This is a genomic window from Prevotella sp. P4-67 (genome assembly GCF_002251325.1).
In the GTDB taxonomy this organism is placed as follows: domain Bacteria; phylum Bacteroidota; class Bacteroidia; order Bacteroidales; family Bacteroidaceae; genus Prevotella.
The window spans coordinates 1-16,383 of the sequence record NZ_NPJL01000018.1 but is presented as its reverse complement, the minus strand read 5'-3'; the positions used below and the strand labels follow the sequence as shown (position 1 = coordinate 16,383).

The following is a 16,383-nucleotide window of genomic DNA, read 5'->3' as shown; positions in this document are numbered from 1 at the left end:
ATATTAAGAACAATCGTAATGGGACTTATGGTGCTTGCAGCCGTACCGGCTATGGCGCAAGACCTTATTGCCCGCCAGGCTCCCATTGACCGCCGCATGAAGCGCGTAGACACTCTGGCGCTTCAGAGCCTTATCAACAGAGAAAATGAGATTTCACCCTCGGCAGAACTCTATGACGAGTGGAACAATACTTACGCCCACAAGGCAACCGAATTGCCCGACTCGTTCCGTATAGACCTCCGCCACTTTGCCATGCCTACCCCCAGCCGCATCATCACCTCCAACTTCGGTCCCCGATGGGGCCGCCAGCACAAGGGACTGGACATCAAGGTGTATATCGGTGACACCATCCGCGCCGCGTTCGCCGGCAAGGTGCGCATCGTCAAATATGAGCGCGCAGGATATGGCAAATACATCGTTATTCGTCACCCCAACGGACTGGAAACGATCTATGGACACCTCTCAAAGCAGTTCGTGACCGAGAACCAGACGGTAAAGGCTGGCGAGGTGATAGGTCTGGGAGGAAGCACAGGCCGCAGCTCGGGTTCGCATCTCCACTTCGAGACCCGTCTGTGTGGCGTTGCACTCAACCCCGCCATCTTCTTCAACTTCAGAGAGCAGGATATCACCTGCGACACCTACATATTCCGTCGCGACACCTACCGTACTGACGGCGAAGAGGCCACACGCCTGCGCGGAAAGTACAAGGAAACTTATACACGTGCCGAGGTGACTGGCAGCGACGAAGAGCCAGAGCCCGCAGCAGCCCGCAGCGAGAAGCAGTATCACAAGGTGGCAAAGGGAGAGACCCTCTCGTCAATCGCCAACAAGCGTGGCACCACCATCAACAAGCTCTGCAAGCTCAATCATCTGCGCAAGAACACTCGTCTGCGCCCAGGACAGATGCTAAGATATACATAATACTTTTATAGGAAACAGTTTGACAGACAATGTCCATCCGAGAAGCGAAAGCCGATTGGATGGACATTTCTTTTTATCCCCTCGCCACCCTACCCTTGCTGTTGCGGCCACCCCAAGCCACATTCACGCATCGTCACCATCACACCCACGCCCGCCCGAACCCACATCGCCACCTCGTATCATTTGAAACGAGCCCACGTATCATAAGGCACGAGCTCACGTGACAATAGGCACGAGCCCACGTATCAAATGATACGAGCCAGCAATAATGATTGCGAGTGTCGGAATGGCAGTCTGCAAACGCGCGGCGACACCCACAGCGCTGCACGTAATCGCCGAGAACAGCATGACATGCATCATGTCCGTAGTCCAGTCAGTGAGAAGCGCAGTAATGCCCCAAAGCGCTGCCCGCCGGCCGACAACGACATCCACATCGGTCGACAGCGACATCCACATCGGTCGACAGCGACATCCACATCGGCCGATGCGCATGGACAGAGGGAAACAGAAGTCCCCAAGGGAGAGCCGGAGAGAGGCGTCCAATAAGCAGCTGTTTTTTGTACCGGCGAAAGCCGGACTTTTTGAACGGCCAAAGGCCGCTTTTTTTACCGTCACGACGGATGGCGTCATGCCGTGCATGACGGTGGGGATGGCGGAGACGACAAGGAGGAAAACTCTTTTTCCGACGGTCGGCACCGCCAGCCACACCAAGGCGAAGCCGACAGCCGCCACCACGGCTTTTTGTATTTATGTCATCCCCTTATAGTCGCAATAAATGGAGGATGAGACACGCAACCAGGTCCTTCTAAGCGGCAGCAACGCAGGGAGTACATGTGAAGAGCAGCCCGGAAGTAGCAGCAACAGAAGGAGTACATGCAAACAGCGGCCCGCAAGCAGCAGCAACGGAAGGAGTACATGTAAACAGCGGCCCGCAAGCAGCAGCAACGGAAGGAGTACATGTAAACAGCAGCCCGTAAGCAGCAGCAACGGAAGGAGTACATGTAAACAGCAGCCCGTAAGCAGCAGCAATGCAAGGGGTACATACAAACAGCAGCCCGCAAGGAGCAGCAACGGAAGGAGTACATATAAACAGCGGCCCGCAAGCAGCAGCAACTCTGACGGAGTTGCGATTCCCCAGCCCAGGGTTGCGGGCGAAGCACGCTACCCTGGGTAACTGCCCCCACTAACCTGGCAACTCTGTAGGAGTTGCGATTAGCCGCAGGCGTTATACACAATCTTATGGTTTCCGCCTGCCCATTCCTACCCATTATCCTGCTACGGGTAACGCCTTCGGCTAAACGCAACTCCTACAGAGTTGCTACACCTTATTATATATGTACCCAGGGTAGAGGCGCTGCGCACCTCAACCCTGGGCTATGAAATCGCAACTCCTACAGAGTTGCCAAGGGTGCGCACCATCCAACATAGAAGCCCCATCCCGACATAGAGGCCCCATCCCAGCCTTCCCCAATGAGGGCTCGGGGAGGGGCTTCTGCAAGCAGCAGCAACTCTGACGGAGTTGCGATTCCCCAGCCCAGGGTTGCGGGCGAAGCACGCTACCCTGAGTAACTGCCCCCACTAATCTGGCAACTCTGTAGGAGTTGCGATTAGCCGCAGGCGTTATACTCAATCTTATGGTTTCCGCCTACCCATTCCTACCCATTATCCTGCTACGGGTAACGCCTTCGGCTAAACGCAACTCCTACAGAGTTGCTACACCTTATTATATATGTACCCAGGGTAGAGGCGCTGCGCACCTCAACCCTGGGCTATGAAATCGCAACTCTGACGGAGTTGCCAGGGGTGCGCACCAGCCACGCCAAGGCGAAGCCGACAGCCACCGCCACGGCTTTTTGTATTTATTTCATCCCCTGATAGACGCAATAAATAGTGGAAGAAACGTGCAATAGAGCCTACCCAAGCAACAGGACAATGGAATGAAATGGGTAAGTGGATATTATCAGAAGATAGACTCGCTGGTCTCGGTGGTAAACCGCTCGAGCGCCTTGATGCCCATGATGGAATTGCCGTGCTTGTTGAGTCGCGGACTCCAAACGGCTATGGAATAGCGCGAGGGATAGACTGCCACGATGCCGCCACCTACACCGCTCTTGCCAGGCAGTCCCACAAGGAAGGAAAACTCGCCCGCCTCATCGTAGAAGCCACAGGTCTGCATGATGGCGTTGATGCGCTTCACGCCCGATACACTCAACTTCACGCCGGCGTGGTCGAAGGGCTCATCGCTCTTGGCAAAGGCGACAAAGGCCCGAGCCAGGTCGCGACAGCTCATCTCCACAGAACATATCATGCTATAGAACCGCAGCACCTCGTCGACGGGGTTGTGCAGGTTGACATAATGCTTGAGCAGATAGGCGATGGAAGCGTTGAGATAGGCGGTCTCGTACTCCGACTCTGCTACCTCCATCGAATAGTCGACCGTGACATTGCCACTAAGCTGGCGCACAAACTGGATGAAGAACTCCTGGGCATCGTCGAGATGAGACAGCAGCACGTCGGCCACCACCAGGGCGCCGGCATTGATAAAGGGATTGCGTGGGCGGCCATGCTCGTACTCGAGCTGCACCAATGAGTTGAAGGGCGTGCCCGACGGCTCTTTTCCTAAACGCATCCACAGGTTCTCTCCCTCAAGGCTCAGCGCTATAGCAAGCGAGAAAACCTTGGCTATACTCTGAATGGAAAAACAGGTGTCGTAGTCGCCATACATGCAGTCGTCGCCGCCGAGGACGCTCAGATAGATGCCAAACTTGTCGGGGTCTACACTGGCGAGCGCGGGGATGTAATCGGCCTGTCGTCCCAGCTGGGCATAAGGCTGTATCTCGCGGCAAATATTCTCTATAATCTCTTGGTAATTTCTGTCGTGCATCATGTCGTGGATGGTGGTTAATAGTATGGGGATGCCCACGCTTCATGATGGGCCGCGGGAGGCATCCCTCTTGATGGTTATGGATGGTAAAATGGATGGAGAAAGCGGGTTATGCCTTCTCGATGAGCACCACGGCGTAGGCGCTGATGCCCTCTTCTCGGCCGGTGAAGCCCAGTCGCTCGGTGGTGGTGGCCTTGATGGAGACATCGTCCTCGTCGATGCCCATGACATGGGCGAGACATGCCTTCATCGCGGGCACATGCGGATTGATTTTGGGCCGCTCGGCGCAGACGGTGGCGTCGACATTGCCCACACGGTAGCCGCGGCTGGCGATAAGGTCGATGGTTTTGGCAAGCAGTATCTTGCTGTCTACGTTGAGTGTCTCTGCCGAGGTGTCGGGGAAATGATAGCCTATGTCGCGCATATTGGCTGCACCTAAGAGGGCGTCGCAGATGGCATGGATGAGCACGTCGGCATCACTATGGCCCAGCAATCCCATGGTGTGAGGAATACGTATACCTCCGAGCCACAGTTCGCGGTCGGGCACCAGCCGGTGGACGTCGAAGCCCATGCCTACTCTAATCTTTGTCATAATATATAATAAGGTGGAATTAGCGACGGCGGAAGATGTCCTTGATACCGTCCATATCAAAACTCAGGGTGAAGCGCATCGTCTGGTCAAGCGGGTTGGTCTTGGCGGTGGCGATGACATAACCGGCGTCGAGCGAGAAGACCTTCATGCGGAAGCCGGCGCCCACGGTGAAGTACTTGCGGTTGCCCTTGTTCTCGCTCTCGTGGTGATAACCGGCGCGGAGGAAGAACTTGTCGTTGTACTCGTACTCTGCGCCCACGCTCCAGTTAATTTCCTCGAGCTCTTCCTTAAATCCGTTGGGTGCATCGGTGAAGCTCTTGAAGATACCGCTGATGGACGACACGTTCCAGTATTCGTCCTCCATGCGCTGCTTGTACTGCTCTTCGTCCTCGCCCTCCCGCTGCTTGGGGTAGGTAGGCACGAGCAGCTTGTTGGCATCGGCGGCGAAGGTGATGCGATTGTACTCGTCGATGGGCACCTTGAGCGAGGCTCCGAGGCGCAGGTTGGTGGGGATGAAGAAGCTGTGGTTGTCGCCACCGAAATTGATTTTGCTACCGATGTTGGAGATATTCAGTCCCAAGCCCAACTGGCACTCGCGCTGGCCCAGATTGATGTAGTTCTGGTAGTATGCGGCGATGTCGGCGGCAAAGGCTGAACCGGGCTGGGTGTCTTCATTGAAGTCAAAGGTAAGGTCGGAGTAAATCCATCTCACGCCGGCGGCGATAGAGAAGGTCTCGCTGAGCATGAGCGAATAGGCCACATCGAGCGACATCTCATAGGGGTTGATGGTCATGGCATTGTCATCGGTGTGACCGTCCATGAAGACCTCGCCCATGGAGAAGTAGCGCATAGAGGCTGACACGGCACTGTAGTCGCCTATGCGGTAGTAGCCGGCGAGATAGGCCACATCCATATCGTTGACCAGCTGTCGCAGCCAGGGGGTATAGTTGAGCGCCACTCCGGCACGCGAAATGGCAAAGGGGTACTTGGCGGGGTTCCAGTATTGGGAGTTGACATCGGCATCGGTAGCCACACCCACATCGCCCATTCCGGCTGCACGTGCGTCGGGGGCTATCGTCTGCGAGGTCACCGAGGTGTTGACGGGATTGAACATATCTTTCTTGTCCTGGGCCTGCACCGTGGCAGCAACCATGACAAGGAGTATGGCGAAAATGATAGATGTGAGCTTGTTCATTATACTTCTACTATTGTTATGCTATAGGATAACGGAGACTACCGCCTAATTATTGCCCAAGACGATAAGTTTCTTTGCTTTGGATGTTTTCTTGCTGCCATCAGAGCCGGCACGCACGCGGTAGAGATAGACTCCCGTCTGGAGGCGTCCGCCGGTGTCGAGCGTCAGGTCCCAGTCTACGGTATAGGCTCCCGTGGCGGGCACACCGTTCTCGGAGTGGGTCCAGAGGAGGCGTCCGCTCATGTCGAAGACCTCGATGTCGATGTCCATGGGACTGCCCGTGCGGTCGTGGTTGATGATAAAGGTGGTGTAGGTGGTGGCAGGGTTCTTGCTCAGACCCACGCTGAAGATATTGGGCTCGAGTCCGCGCACCACGGTGAAATCGAGACGGGCGGTAGAAGCATTGTTGAGCACATCCCAAGCCCGGAAGACGAGGGTGTGCTTGCCCTCGGTGAGTTCGGGTATATTATAATAGGTGGTGCCACGGGTATAGGTACCAAAGTCGAAGGCGAAGTTGTCGTTGAGGGTGTAGGTCTTTGCCATGTCGCCGTCAATGACGAGTTGCAGATCGTGGCCGATGCCGCTGCCGGTGGCGTTGATGCCGTCTTCATCTGTGATCTCTGCCACGAAGTAGGGCGTGGTGTTGACCTTGCCTCCGTTGACAAACTGGGGCGAGTTGAGGTAGCAGTAGATGGATGGGCCTATGGAGTCGGTGGTCACCTCGCCTCCGGCTACGGTGAAGCGGTCGAAGGCGCCGTGGGCCTCGCGCTGGCGGGCATTGTCTACGGCGTAGAGGTTGATGAGTCCGGTGCCATCGGAGTAGGATATGTCTTTGGGCACGGCAAAGGTGAGGGCGAAGCGGCCTGCCCTGACGCTGTCGGAACCATGGTAGATGACGCGCTTGCGGTCGTAGTAGGTGAAGGCTTCCTCGGCCTCAGTCTGATTGTTCTGCTTGCAGGTCACCAGTTCGCGCACATCGCGCACGGTGGCTGTCACCACTCCGTCGAAGTCTTGTGCCTGCTCGATGTGGCCGGATATGCGCGCCACCTTACCCACCTGCAGACGGGCATCGGCGGTCACGGGCACACCGTTGATGCTGTCAATGACGGCGGTCATGGTGGGCAGATTGAGCGTCATGGCGGGGTCGCCGAGGAGGGTAAACTGCAACTTGTTGACGGTGACATCCTGTCCGGTGGTCACCATCTCGTTCTTGGCCAGACGCTGCGCCTCGCCGAGGGTGGTGGGGCGTCCGTCGGTCACGGTGAGCACGTGGCGCATGTAAGCCATATTGAGCGGACGGTTGTAGAGGGTCTGCACGGTGCGCGTGGTACCCCAGAAGGCTACGGCTCCGCCCTTGGCATTGCATACGGCGGTCTCGCCTATCGTGGGCTCGACACCGTCGAAGGCCATGATGTCGCACGATGCCGTAATCCACAGGGGCAGATTGGCATTGCGCGCCTGTTCAAAGTCGTTGATGGTCACCACCCGCTCATGCGACAACTGCTCGGCGCGGCCGTGGCCGCTGTAGTCCATGATGAGCGCACCGGCAGCCATCTGCTGCTTCACATCCTGCGAAGCACCGGGATAGGCGTGGCCGGTGGCCGACGACTCGCGCTGGTATGCGTCCCACATCACCTTCTTGATATGATAGCCAGGATGGAGCGCAGCCACCTGCTCGGCAGCCATGTCGACATCCTTCATGTGGATATTCTGGTTGCCGTCGTCTCCCATAAACATGAGCACGTTCTGCCATGCGCCGGCATTGCCGTTGGTCATGTAGGCCTCTATCTTGTCTACCACGCCCTTGGCTGCCTCGGCTGTGGTCACGGGTATGCGTCCCACGGCGATATCCTCCTTGTCGCGGGCGATATCGGTGCCTTCGCCATCGTCCATCAGCGTGAAGAAACCGTCGTTCACGTAGCAGTAGAGCTCGCTGAAAGAGTTCTCACTCTCGTAACACAGCAGATAGTCGTCGGCACTGAGACGGCGGGTGTCGCTGATGAGCATGCGGTTGTCCCACACGGCGTCGCCGAAGAGTAGCAGATAGCGCGGCATGTCGCTTTCGGTCTCGGCGCGGTCGTAGAGCATCTTGAGGTAATGGCGGTAGGCGCTGGCATCGGGCGTTCCGCTGGAGAACTCGTTGAAGAGCTCGTCGGCAGGAACGATGGTCACGCGCATGCCGTCGCGCTGCTCATGGAGGCGCTTGATGCGCTCGGCCTGGGCAAGCAGCTTCTGACTGGTGGGGATAATGATGACCATGTCGGCAGGACCGTCGGCATGGTGGTTCTGGTTGGTAATGTTGTAGACGTAATCGGGGACGGGGATATTGCCCGTCAGGCTGGGAGCCGGACGCGGTGAGTCGAAAGCCATCGAGATATAGTCGAGACGCACCGTCGAACTGCCGATGGTCTTGATGACGAGTTTGGCATCGGAGGCATAACGGCCTATGCGATAGGTGGCTGTCGCCGACGCTCCCTTGTCATAGCTCTGGGGCATGATACTGATGGTGCCCAGCAGCGAGTCGGCCAGGGACACCTCCACACGGCTTTCCCCACCAGCCGACACGGCTACGGTTATACGGGCTGTCTGCTGCGAACCGCTGAAGACAGGCAGGCTGTAGGCGTAGGAAGAGTTGAAGGCGATGGGGGTATTCTCATAGAGGTTGCGGCCGCCATGATACCAGGCGTAGTTGTCGGTCTCGTGGAGCCAGTGGTAATCGTGGGGCGAGGGATAGATGCTGCTTACAAACTGGGCGGAATCGATGGGCGTCACAGCCTCATCGGTCTGGGTGATGAAGTAGTAGCCATACTGCGAATAGGGATTGCGGGTGCGCACGGTGGCATCGTTGGCACTCCAGCTCACGGGGCCTTGGGCGTAGAAGAGGCGCTTGCCGCCGACCTGGCAGATGGGCACCTCGCGCAAATCATCATGGGCTTGCAGACTGGCACCCGTCAGCTTCTCGTCGATGAGGGCGCCACCCATGCCATAGACATGCACACGCGAGAGGTCGGTAAATCCGGCGCGGCGGATGAGCGACTCGGTAATCTGGTAGACTCCGCTCTCGCTCACGCGTATCTTTGCCCATCGTCCTTGGGCCAGCACGGAGTTGGCGGCATAGCGCTCGCCCACAGGGACCACTGCCGCACGCTGGCGGCGACGGGCGGCACGACTGAGGGGGCGCGACTGCACATCGAGCATGAAACTGACAAGCAGCTGGTGACGGCCTCCGCGGAAGACCACGGGGCAGAAAGCGACCTCCAGGCTGGCCTGGCGGCGCGAGGTGACGATGTGCTGGGTGATAAGGGGGCTTGCGCCGGGCTGGACATCATGGGTGGCAAGCCGGTAGCGGGCTACGTCGGCAGCCGTCATGTCGATATATTCGGGATAGGCTATGCTGACAGTATAGACGCTGTCGGCATAATCGCCCGAGAGGGGTATGGCGCAGGCAAAGGTGGGGGCCACGCTGTCTATCTTGACCTGTTGGGCGGTCAAATTATAAAACTTCTGCGCCCGGGTTGTCATAGCCGCCGCAAGAAGTATCATGACTAATATGTATCTGACTGATTTCAGATGGCTGATGGTTTTATGTTTCAATATCGTCTCACTTACAGTTAAACTCGAGCACCTTGCGCTCTTCGACATAACCTTCCAGATGGTCATCGATATGCACGGGACCCACGCCGGCAGGAGTACCGGTGAAGATTACATCGCCTGTCTTCAGGGTGAAATACTGGCTGATGTAGGCCACTATCTCGTCGATGCCGAAGACCATGTCGGCGGTGCAGCCTTCCTGCACGGTCTGTCCATTGATATCGAGGTGGAACCGCAGGGCCTGCACATCGAGAAACTTGTCCTTGCCGACCCACTCGCCGATAGCTGCGGCACCGTCGAAGCTCTTGCTGAGGTCCCAGGGCAGACCCTTCTCGCGCAGCTGCTGCTGCACATCGCGGGCGGTGAAGTCGATACCCACCGTCACGGCATCATAGTAGCGATGGGCGAAACGCTGGGGAATGTTCTTGCCCAACCTGCAGATGCGTATCACCAACTCGGCCTCATAGTCTATGCGTCCCATGAAGTCGGGAACGAAGAAGGGTTTGCCCGACTTGAGCAGCGACGAGTCGGCCTTGGTGAACAACACTGGGGCCTCTGTCTTATATAACGCACCATCCAACTCTTTATTGTGTTGGATGTAGTTCATTCCGATACCAAATATCTTCATTGTCGTTTTCTTAATGTTTCTACCGATAAAGTTCAGTTCCAATCTGTTGCAAAGTTACAAAAAAAGATGTAACCACACGACACAAAAAGGCTGAATGTAATGCATAATATTTTACGTAAACTTACCGACGAGCTATCATCATTTTCACCCGCTTGCATAAAACTGCATATTTTACTGTCATATCGCCGCACGACCTGACACATTATTAAATATATTTATAGGAGATACAGATACAAACCAGACTATCATCTGCTTTTTTGTCTCAAATCAGGGGCAACAAGTCATTGCTTTTGTCTCAAATCATGGGCAACAAGCTGCTATTTTTGTCGCAAATCAGGGGCAACAGGACTTTACTTTTGTTGCAAATCATGGGCAACAACGCGGTATTCTTGTCGCAAATCAAGGGCAAGAGGGCTATCATTGGGACGACGGACACAACCTCCGGAGCCTGAACAATGGCCTCGGCGGCGACTCTGACCAGTGGAAACGGGTCAGAACATCTCTTCGCTCTTCTTCTTGATGGTCTTGAAGATATTGGACCACGCGTTGCCCTCTTCCTTCTTGTCCTCGGCGTTGCGGTCTTTCTGCTGCGAGTTGTTCGACTTGCGGGAAGCGTGCTTCTTGGTAGCGTGGGGCTTGGCGGTGTGTTTTCTCTTGGTCTTCGTTGTGGGCATATCGCTCTGCTTCATACGCTCGGCCCACTCGCCGGTAAAACTGTAACCTGCCTCGGTTATCTCGAAGTCTATCTCTGGCATATTGATACCCTCGGCAGGACGATAGGGAATCTCGCTGCCGTTGTAACGCTCCACCCTCACGGTGCATACGCCCTTGGCAAGGATGTCGAGCTCCTTGGCAGCACGCCACGACAGGTCGATGATACGCCCACGGGCAAAGGGGCCACGGTCGGTGACCTTGACCACTACCGACTTGTTGTTAGAGAGATTGGTTACCTTGAGCAGGGTGCCGAAGGGATAGGTGCGATGGGCGCAGGTGAGACTGTCGTGATGCAGTCTGTCGCCGCTGGCGGTACGCGCGCCGGTGGCGCGTTTGGAATAAAAAGTAGCCTTACCCCTCTGCGTCTGTGCCAGCATAGGGGTAAAGCTCAAGAGTGATAAGATTGCAATAATTACTCTTCGTATTTGTTTCATAAGTTATGTAGCAACCGCGTGTTGCCGGCTTCGTTGCCGACAACCGCGGTCTGTGCATTGTCGCTTACACTACGCCCTGGGCCAGCATAGCCTTGGCTACCTTCATGAATCCGGCGATATTGGCACCCTTGACATAGTTGATGTAGCCGTCGGGCTCAGTACCATACTTGGCACACTGATCGTGGATGGAGCTCATGATGTAGTGGAGCTTCTCGTCGACCTCGTCCTTGCTCCAGTGCAGGCGTATAGAGTTCTGAGTCATCTCCAGACCCGATGTTGCCACGCCACCAGCGTTGACAGCCTTGCCGGGAGCGAAGAGCTGCTTGGCAGCCACAAACTTCTCGACAGCCTCAGCCGTACAACCCATGTTGCTCACCTCAGCCACACACAATGGGTGGTTGGCGAGAATCATGTCGGCGTCGTCGCCATTGAGCTCGTTCTGGGTAGCACAGGTCAGATAGATGTCGGCCTTTACCTCCCATGGCTTCTTGCCTGCCACGAATGTAGCCTCGGGATAAACCTCAGCATAGGGCTGGCAGATGTCGTTGCCGCTGGAGCGGAGCTCGAGCATATATTCGATCTTGTCGCCGCTGACGCCTTCTGGGTCGTGGATGTAACCGTCAGGTCCACTGATGGTAATCACCTTGGCACCAAGCTGGGTAGCCTTCTTGGCAGCACCCCAAGCCACGTTGCCGAAGCCAGAGATAGCCACTGTCTTGCCGGCGATATCAAGGCCCTTGTCCTTCATCATGTGGTTGACGAAATAGAGCGCGCCGAAACCGGTAGCCTCGGGACGGAGGATAGAACCGCCCCACTCTATGCCTTTACCGGTAAGCACACCTTCGTAGCGATGAGTGAGCTTCTTGTACTGGCCAAAGAGATAGCCAATCTCACGACCGCCTACGCCGATGTCGCCTGCAGGAACGTCCTCATCAGGACCGATATAGCGATAGAGCTCGTCCATGAACGCCTGGCAGAAACGCATGATTTCGGCATCACTGCGACCGCGGGGAGAGAAGTCTGAACCACCCTTGGCGCCACCCATAGGCAGCGTGGTGAGCGCGTTCTTGAATGTCTGCTCGAAGCCCAGGAACTTCATAATAGAAAGGTTGACAGAGGGATGGAATCGCAGACCGCCCTTGTACGGGCCGATGGCGCCGTTGAACTGTACGCGATAACCTATATTGACATGCACCTCGCCATTGTCATCTACCCATGGCACACGGAACATGTGTACACGCTCGGGCTCTACGATGCGCTCGACGATTTTGGCCTTTTCAAACTCAGGATGCTGGTTGTAGACGTCCTTAATAGACTCCAACACTTCGCTCACTGCCTGAAGGAACTCTGACTCACCAGGATGCTTGCGCTCCAGGTCTTGCATGATTTTCTGTACTTCCATAGTGGTATTTCTTTAAGTAATTGAGATTTACAGATTGTTTATTACTATGGCAAAAGTAGTGTATTTGAAGCAAACAAACAAGAAAAAACGCATTTATTTTACTCTCCCCACTTACTTTTCGACATATGCCAGGCCGGCGGGACGGCAGACCGCGACGACCGCCATGATGCAAATTAAAACAAAAAGAATGAATAATGCCACAAAAAGCAAAATTATCTTGACGCAAAGCATACTAAAAAAGTTTTTTGATATACCTTTGCATAATATAAATATGTGTATTATGGAATCGAAGATACCTGCCCAATGGGAGAAGTTCTATCTCAAAGACGTGAGCTTTGTCAATCTGATGATGCGACGCATCTACAATGTGCTCATCGTCGCCAACCCCTACGACGCCTTCATGCTCGAAGACGACGGACGCATCGAGGAGAAAATCTACAATGAATATATGCTGCTGGGACTGCGCTATCCGCCTACATTCACTCAGGTGAGCACCACCGAGGAGGCCGAGAAGATGCTGCACACCACCAACATAGACCTGGTGATATGTATGCCCGGCAACGCCGACAACGACGCCTTCGCCGTGGCACGCGACATCAAGCACAAGTTTCCCCACATGCACTGCATAGTGCTCACTCCGTTCTCGCATGGCATCACCAAGCGCATGCAGCACGAAGACCTGTCTATCTTCGACTACGTATTCTGCTGGCTGGGCAATACCAACCTCATACTCTCGATCATCAAACTGATAGAGGACAAGATGAATCTGGACCACGACATCCACGAGGCGGGTGTGCAGATGATTCTGGTGGTCGAAGACAGCATAAGGTTCTACAGTTCGATACTCCCCAACCTTTATAATTATATACTGCTGCAGAGCCAGCGCTTCTCGACCGAAGCGCTCAACCGCCATGCCGCCACCATGCGTATGCGCGGACGACCCAAGGTGGTGCTCGCGCGCACCTATGAAGAGGCGATGGCCATGTACGAACGCTATAGCGACAATGTATTGGGCGTCATCAGCGACGCCCGCTTCCCCATCCACGGCGAGAAGGACCCCGAAGCCGGCATCAAGCTCTTCCGCGAGATACGCAGCCGCAACGAGTATGTGCCGCTCATCATGGAGAGTTCCGAGAGCAGCAACCGCGCCAAGGCCGAAGCCGAGGGATTCAGATTTGTCGACAAGAACTCCAAGAAGATGAGCCTCGACCTGCGCCGGCTGATGGAAGAGCACATGGGATTTGGCGATTTCGTCTTCCGCGACCCACGCAGCCACGAGGAGATACTGCGTATACACAGTCTGAAGGAGCTTCAGGACAACATCTTCAAGATTCCCAACGACTCCATGCTCTACCACATCAGCCGCAACCACATGAGCCGCTGGCTCTCGGCGCGCGCCATCTTCCCCGTGTCGGCGTTCCTCAAGGATGTGACATGGAACAAGCTGCAGGATGTCGATGCCCACAGACAGATTATCTACGATGCCATCGTCCAGTACCGACACCTGAAAAACCAGGGCGTGGTGGCAGTGTTCGACCGCAAGAAGTTCGACCGCTTCAGCCACTTCGCACGCATCGGCGAAGGCTCGCTCGGCGGCAAGGGCCGTGGCCTGGCTTTTCTGGACAACATCATCAAGCGCCACCCCGACTTCAACCAGTTTGCCGGCGTCAGCGTGCAGATACCCAAGACCGTGGTGCTCTGCACCGATGTCTTCGACCGGTTTATGGAGCAGAACAACCTCTACCAGATAGCCCTCAGCGACGCCTCTGACGAAGAGATACTCCAGCACTTCCTCCAGGCGCAGCTGCCCGATGAGTTCATCGCCGACTTCTATGCTTTCTTCGAAGCCATACAGAGCCCTATAGCCATACGCTCATCATCGCTGCTCGAAGACGCACACTATCAGCCCTTCGCCGGCATCTACTCGACCTACATGATACCCTATCTCGCCGACAAGTATGCCATGCTGCAGATGCTGGCGTGTGCCATCAAGGGAGTATATGCCTCGGTATTCTACCGCGACTCCAAGGCCTACATGACCGCCACAAGCAACGTGATAGACCAGGAGAAGATGGCGGTGATACTGCAGGAGGTGGTGGGCCATCAGTATGGCAACCGCTTCTACCCCAACTTCTCGGGTGTGCTGCGGTCTATCAACTACTACCCCATCGGCGACGAACAGGCCGACGAGGGTATCGCCTCGCTCGCGCTGGGTCTGGGCAAGTATATCGTAGATGGAGGACAGACGCTGCGCGTTTCGCCCTATCATCCGCATCAGGTATTGCAGACGAGCGAGATGGAGACTGCGCTGCGCGAGACACAAACCCAGTTCTATGCGCTCGACATGCAACACGTGGGCGAAGACTTCAAGGTCGACGATGGGTTCAACATCCTCAAACTCCGTGTCAAGGACGCCGAGGCCGACCATGCGCTCAACTTCATCGCGTCGACCTACGACCCTTACGACCAGGTGATACGCGACGGACTCTACGACGGCGGACGCAAGATAATCTCCTTTGCCGGAGTGCTGCAGCAAGATGTGTTCCCCCTGCCCCAACTGCTGCAGATGACCATGCGCTATGGAGCGGCAGAGATGAGACGCCCCATAGAGGTGGAGTTTGCCTGCAACCTCAACGCCGACCGCACAGGCAGCTTCTTCCTCCTGCAGATAAGGCCCATCGTAGACAGCAAGCAGATGCTTGACGAAGACATCTGCGCAATCAGCGACGACCGCTGCCTGCTGCGCTCCCACAACTCGCTGGGCCACGGCGCCAGCGAAGAGGTGACCGATGTGGTCTATGTCAAGACCGACGACCAGTTTACAGCCATCAACAACCCCGCCATAGCCTGTGAGATAGAGCGCATCAACCGCCGCTTCCTCGATGAAGGCCGTGGATACGTGCTCATAGGGCCCGGACGGTGGGGCTCGAGCGACCCTTGGCTGGGCGTGCCGGTCAAGTGGCCTCACATCAGCGCCGCTCAGGTCATCGTCGAGGTCGAACTCAAGAACTACCGGGTGGACCCCAGCCAGGGCACACACTTCTTCCAGAACCTCACCAGCTTTGGCGTGGGCTACTTCACCATCGACACCAACACCGACAACGGTATCTATCGCAAGGAGGTGCTCGACGCGATGCCCGCGGTCGAAGAGACTCAATTTGTAAGGCACGTGAGATTTGACAAACCGCTCAAAATACTCATGGATGGCAAGAAACAGGAGGGTGTAGTGTTGATTTAAGTCAATAATTATAGTTTTTAGCAAAAAAAGAGGTAATTTATTTGCAGATATGATAAAAACCTTATACCTTTGCATCGTGTTTTTCATGGTATTAGATTTAAGGTTAACAAAGATTGGGACTCAGCGGAGTCCCTTTTTTATTTTTACCCCATCCCGAAGCACCGTTTCCCACCCTCACCGACCACGATAAGAATTGCCAAGGTTAGCCCCGAGCACGGCATAGAAGCCCCAGCCCATTGGGAAGGGTTTGGAGAGGGGTCTCCAATAAGCAGTTGTTTTTGTACCGGCGAAAGCCGGACTTTTTGAACGGCCAAAGGCCGCTTTTTTTACCGTCGCGGAGGATGGCGTCATGCCGTGCATGACGGTGGGGATGGTGGAGACGACACGCAGGAAAACTCGTTTTCCGACAGTCGGCACCGCCATCCACGCCAAGGCGAAGCCGCCATCCGCCACCACGGCTTTTTGTGTTTATTTCATCACCCTCCCAGGCGCAATAAACAATAGGGGGAAAGCCAAAGAGAAGCCCCATCCCACCAGCAGGCCCCACCCCAGCCTTCTCAAATGGGAAGGCGAACCACATAACCTCCTTAAACTCAGAAAGAAGGAGCTCCCGCCCCTTGGGGAGGGCATGGGGAGGGGCCTCCAATAAGCAGCAGCAACTCTGTAGGAGTTGCGTTTCCCCAGCCAAGGGTTGCGGGCGAAGCACGCTACCCTGGGTAAGCATCCCCCACTAACCTGGCAACTCTGTAGGAGTTGCGATTAGCCGTAGGCGTTACCCGCAGCA

The 16,383-nt window shown here is 55.7% G+C and carries 10 protein-coding genes; 2 read left to right on the top strand and 8 right to left on the bottom strand.

Going from position 1 to position 16,383, the window contains the following annotated elements; translation table 11 throughout:
• Window positions 1-18 precede the first annotated feature (18 nt).
• A complete protein-coding gene (locus CIK92_RS02890; RefSeq protein WP_094388100.1) occupies window positions 19-921 on the top strand; it encodes a M23 family metallopeptidase in 903 nt (300 codons plus the stop codon).
• A 216-nt stretch (window positions 922-1,137) separates the two neighbouring features.
• Here CIK92_RS02890 and CIK92_RS02885 read toward each other — a convergent pair whose 3' ends face one another.
• The 8 genes from CIK92_RS02885 to gdhA form a co-directional block, all read right to left on the bottom strand.
• The gene (locus tag CIK92_RS02885; RefSeq protein ID WP_094388099.1) at window positions 1,138-1,656 is read right to left on the bottom strand and encodes a hypothetical protein; all 519 of its coding nucleotides are present in this window, start codon (window positions 1,654-1,656) and stop codon (window positions 1,138-1,140) included.
• A 1,225-nt stretch (window positions 1,657-2,881) separates the two neighbouring features.
• Window positions 2,882-3,808 (bottom strand): glutaminase, encoded by a 927-nt coding sequence (locus CIK92_RS02880; protein WP_254045987.1) that lies wholly within the window; start codon window positions 3,806-3,808, stop codon window positions 2,882-2,884.
• Window positions 3,809-3,914: 106 nt separating this feature from the next.
• A complete protein-coding gene (ispF, locus tag CIK92_RS02875) occupies window positions 3,915-4,397 on the bottom strand; it encodes a 2-C-methyl-D-erythritol 2,4-cyclodiphosphate synthase (protein ID WP_094386680.1) in 483 nt (160 codons plus the stop codon).
• A 19-nt stretch (window positions 4,398-4,416) separates the two neighbouring features.
• Complete coding sequence (porV, locus tag CIK92_RS02870; RefSeq protein ID WP_094386681.1) at window positions 4,417-5,592, bottom strand: type IX secretion system outer membrane channel protein PorV; 1,176 nt, start codon at window positions 5,590-5,592, stop codon at window positions 4,417-4,419.
• Window positions 5,593-5,637: 45 nt separating this feature from the next.
• Window positions 5,638-9,114, bottom strand: a complete 3,477-nt coding sequence (gene porU / locus CIK92_RS02865; RefSeq protein ID WP_254045986.1) for a type IX secretion system sortase PorU — start codon at window positions 9,112-9,114, stop codon at window positions 5,638-5,640.
• Between the two features lie 79 nt (window positions 9,115-9,193).
• On the bottom strand, window positions 9,194-9,811 hold the full coding sequence (locus tag CIK92_RS02860; RefSeq protein WP_022309713.1) for a fumarylacetoacetate hydrolase family protein: 618 nt from the start codon (window positions 9,809-9,811) through the stop codon (window positions 9,194-9,196).
• Between the two features lie 491 nt (window positions 9,812-10,302).
• The gene (locus CIK92_RS02855; protein WP_022309714.1) at window positions 10,303-10,902 is read right to left on the bottom strand and encodes a septal ring lytic transglycosylase RlpA family protein; all 600 of its coding nucleotides are present in this window, start codon (window positions 10,900-10,902) and stop codon (window positions 10,303-10,305) included.
• A gap of 121 nt (window positions 10,903-11,023) precedes the next feature.
• Complete coding sequence (gene gdhA / locus CIK92_RS02850) at window positions 11,024-12,361, bottom strand: NADP-specific glutamate dehydrogenase (protein WP_022309715.1); 1,338 nt, start codon at window positions 12,359-12,361, stop codon at window positions 11,024-11,026.
• 280 nt (window positions 12,362-12,641) lie between these two features.
• Between gdhA and CIK92_RS02845 the strand changes: the two genes are divergently transcribed.
• A complete protein-coding gene (locus tag CIK92_RS02845; RefSeq protein ID WP_022309717.1) occupies window positions 12,642-15,599 on the top strand; it encodes a PEP/pyruvate-binding domain-containing protein in 2,958 nt (985 codons plus the stop codon).
• Window positions 15,600-16,383 lie beyond the last annotated feature (784 nt).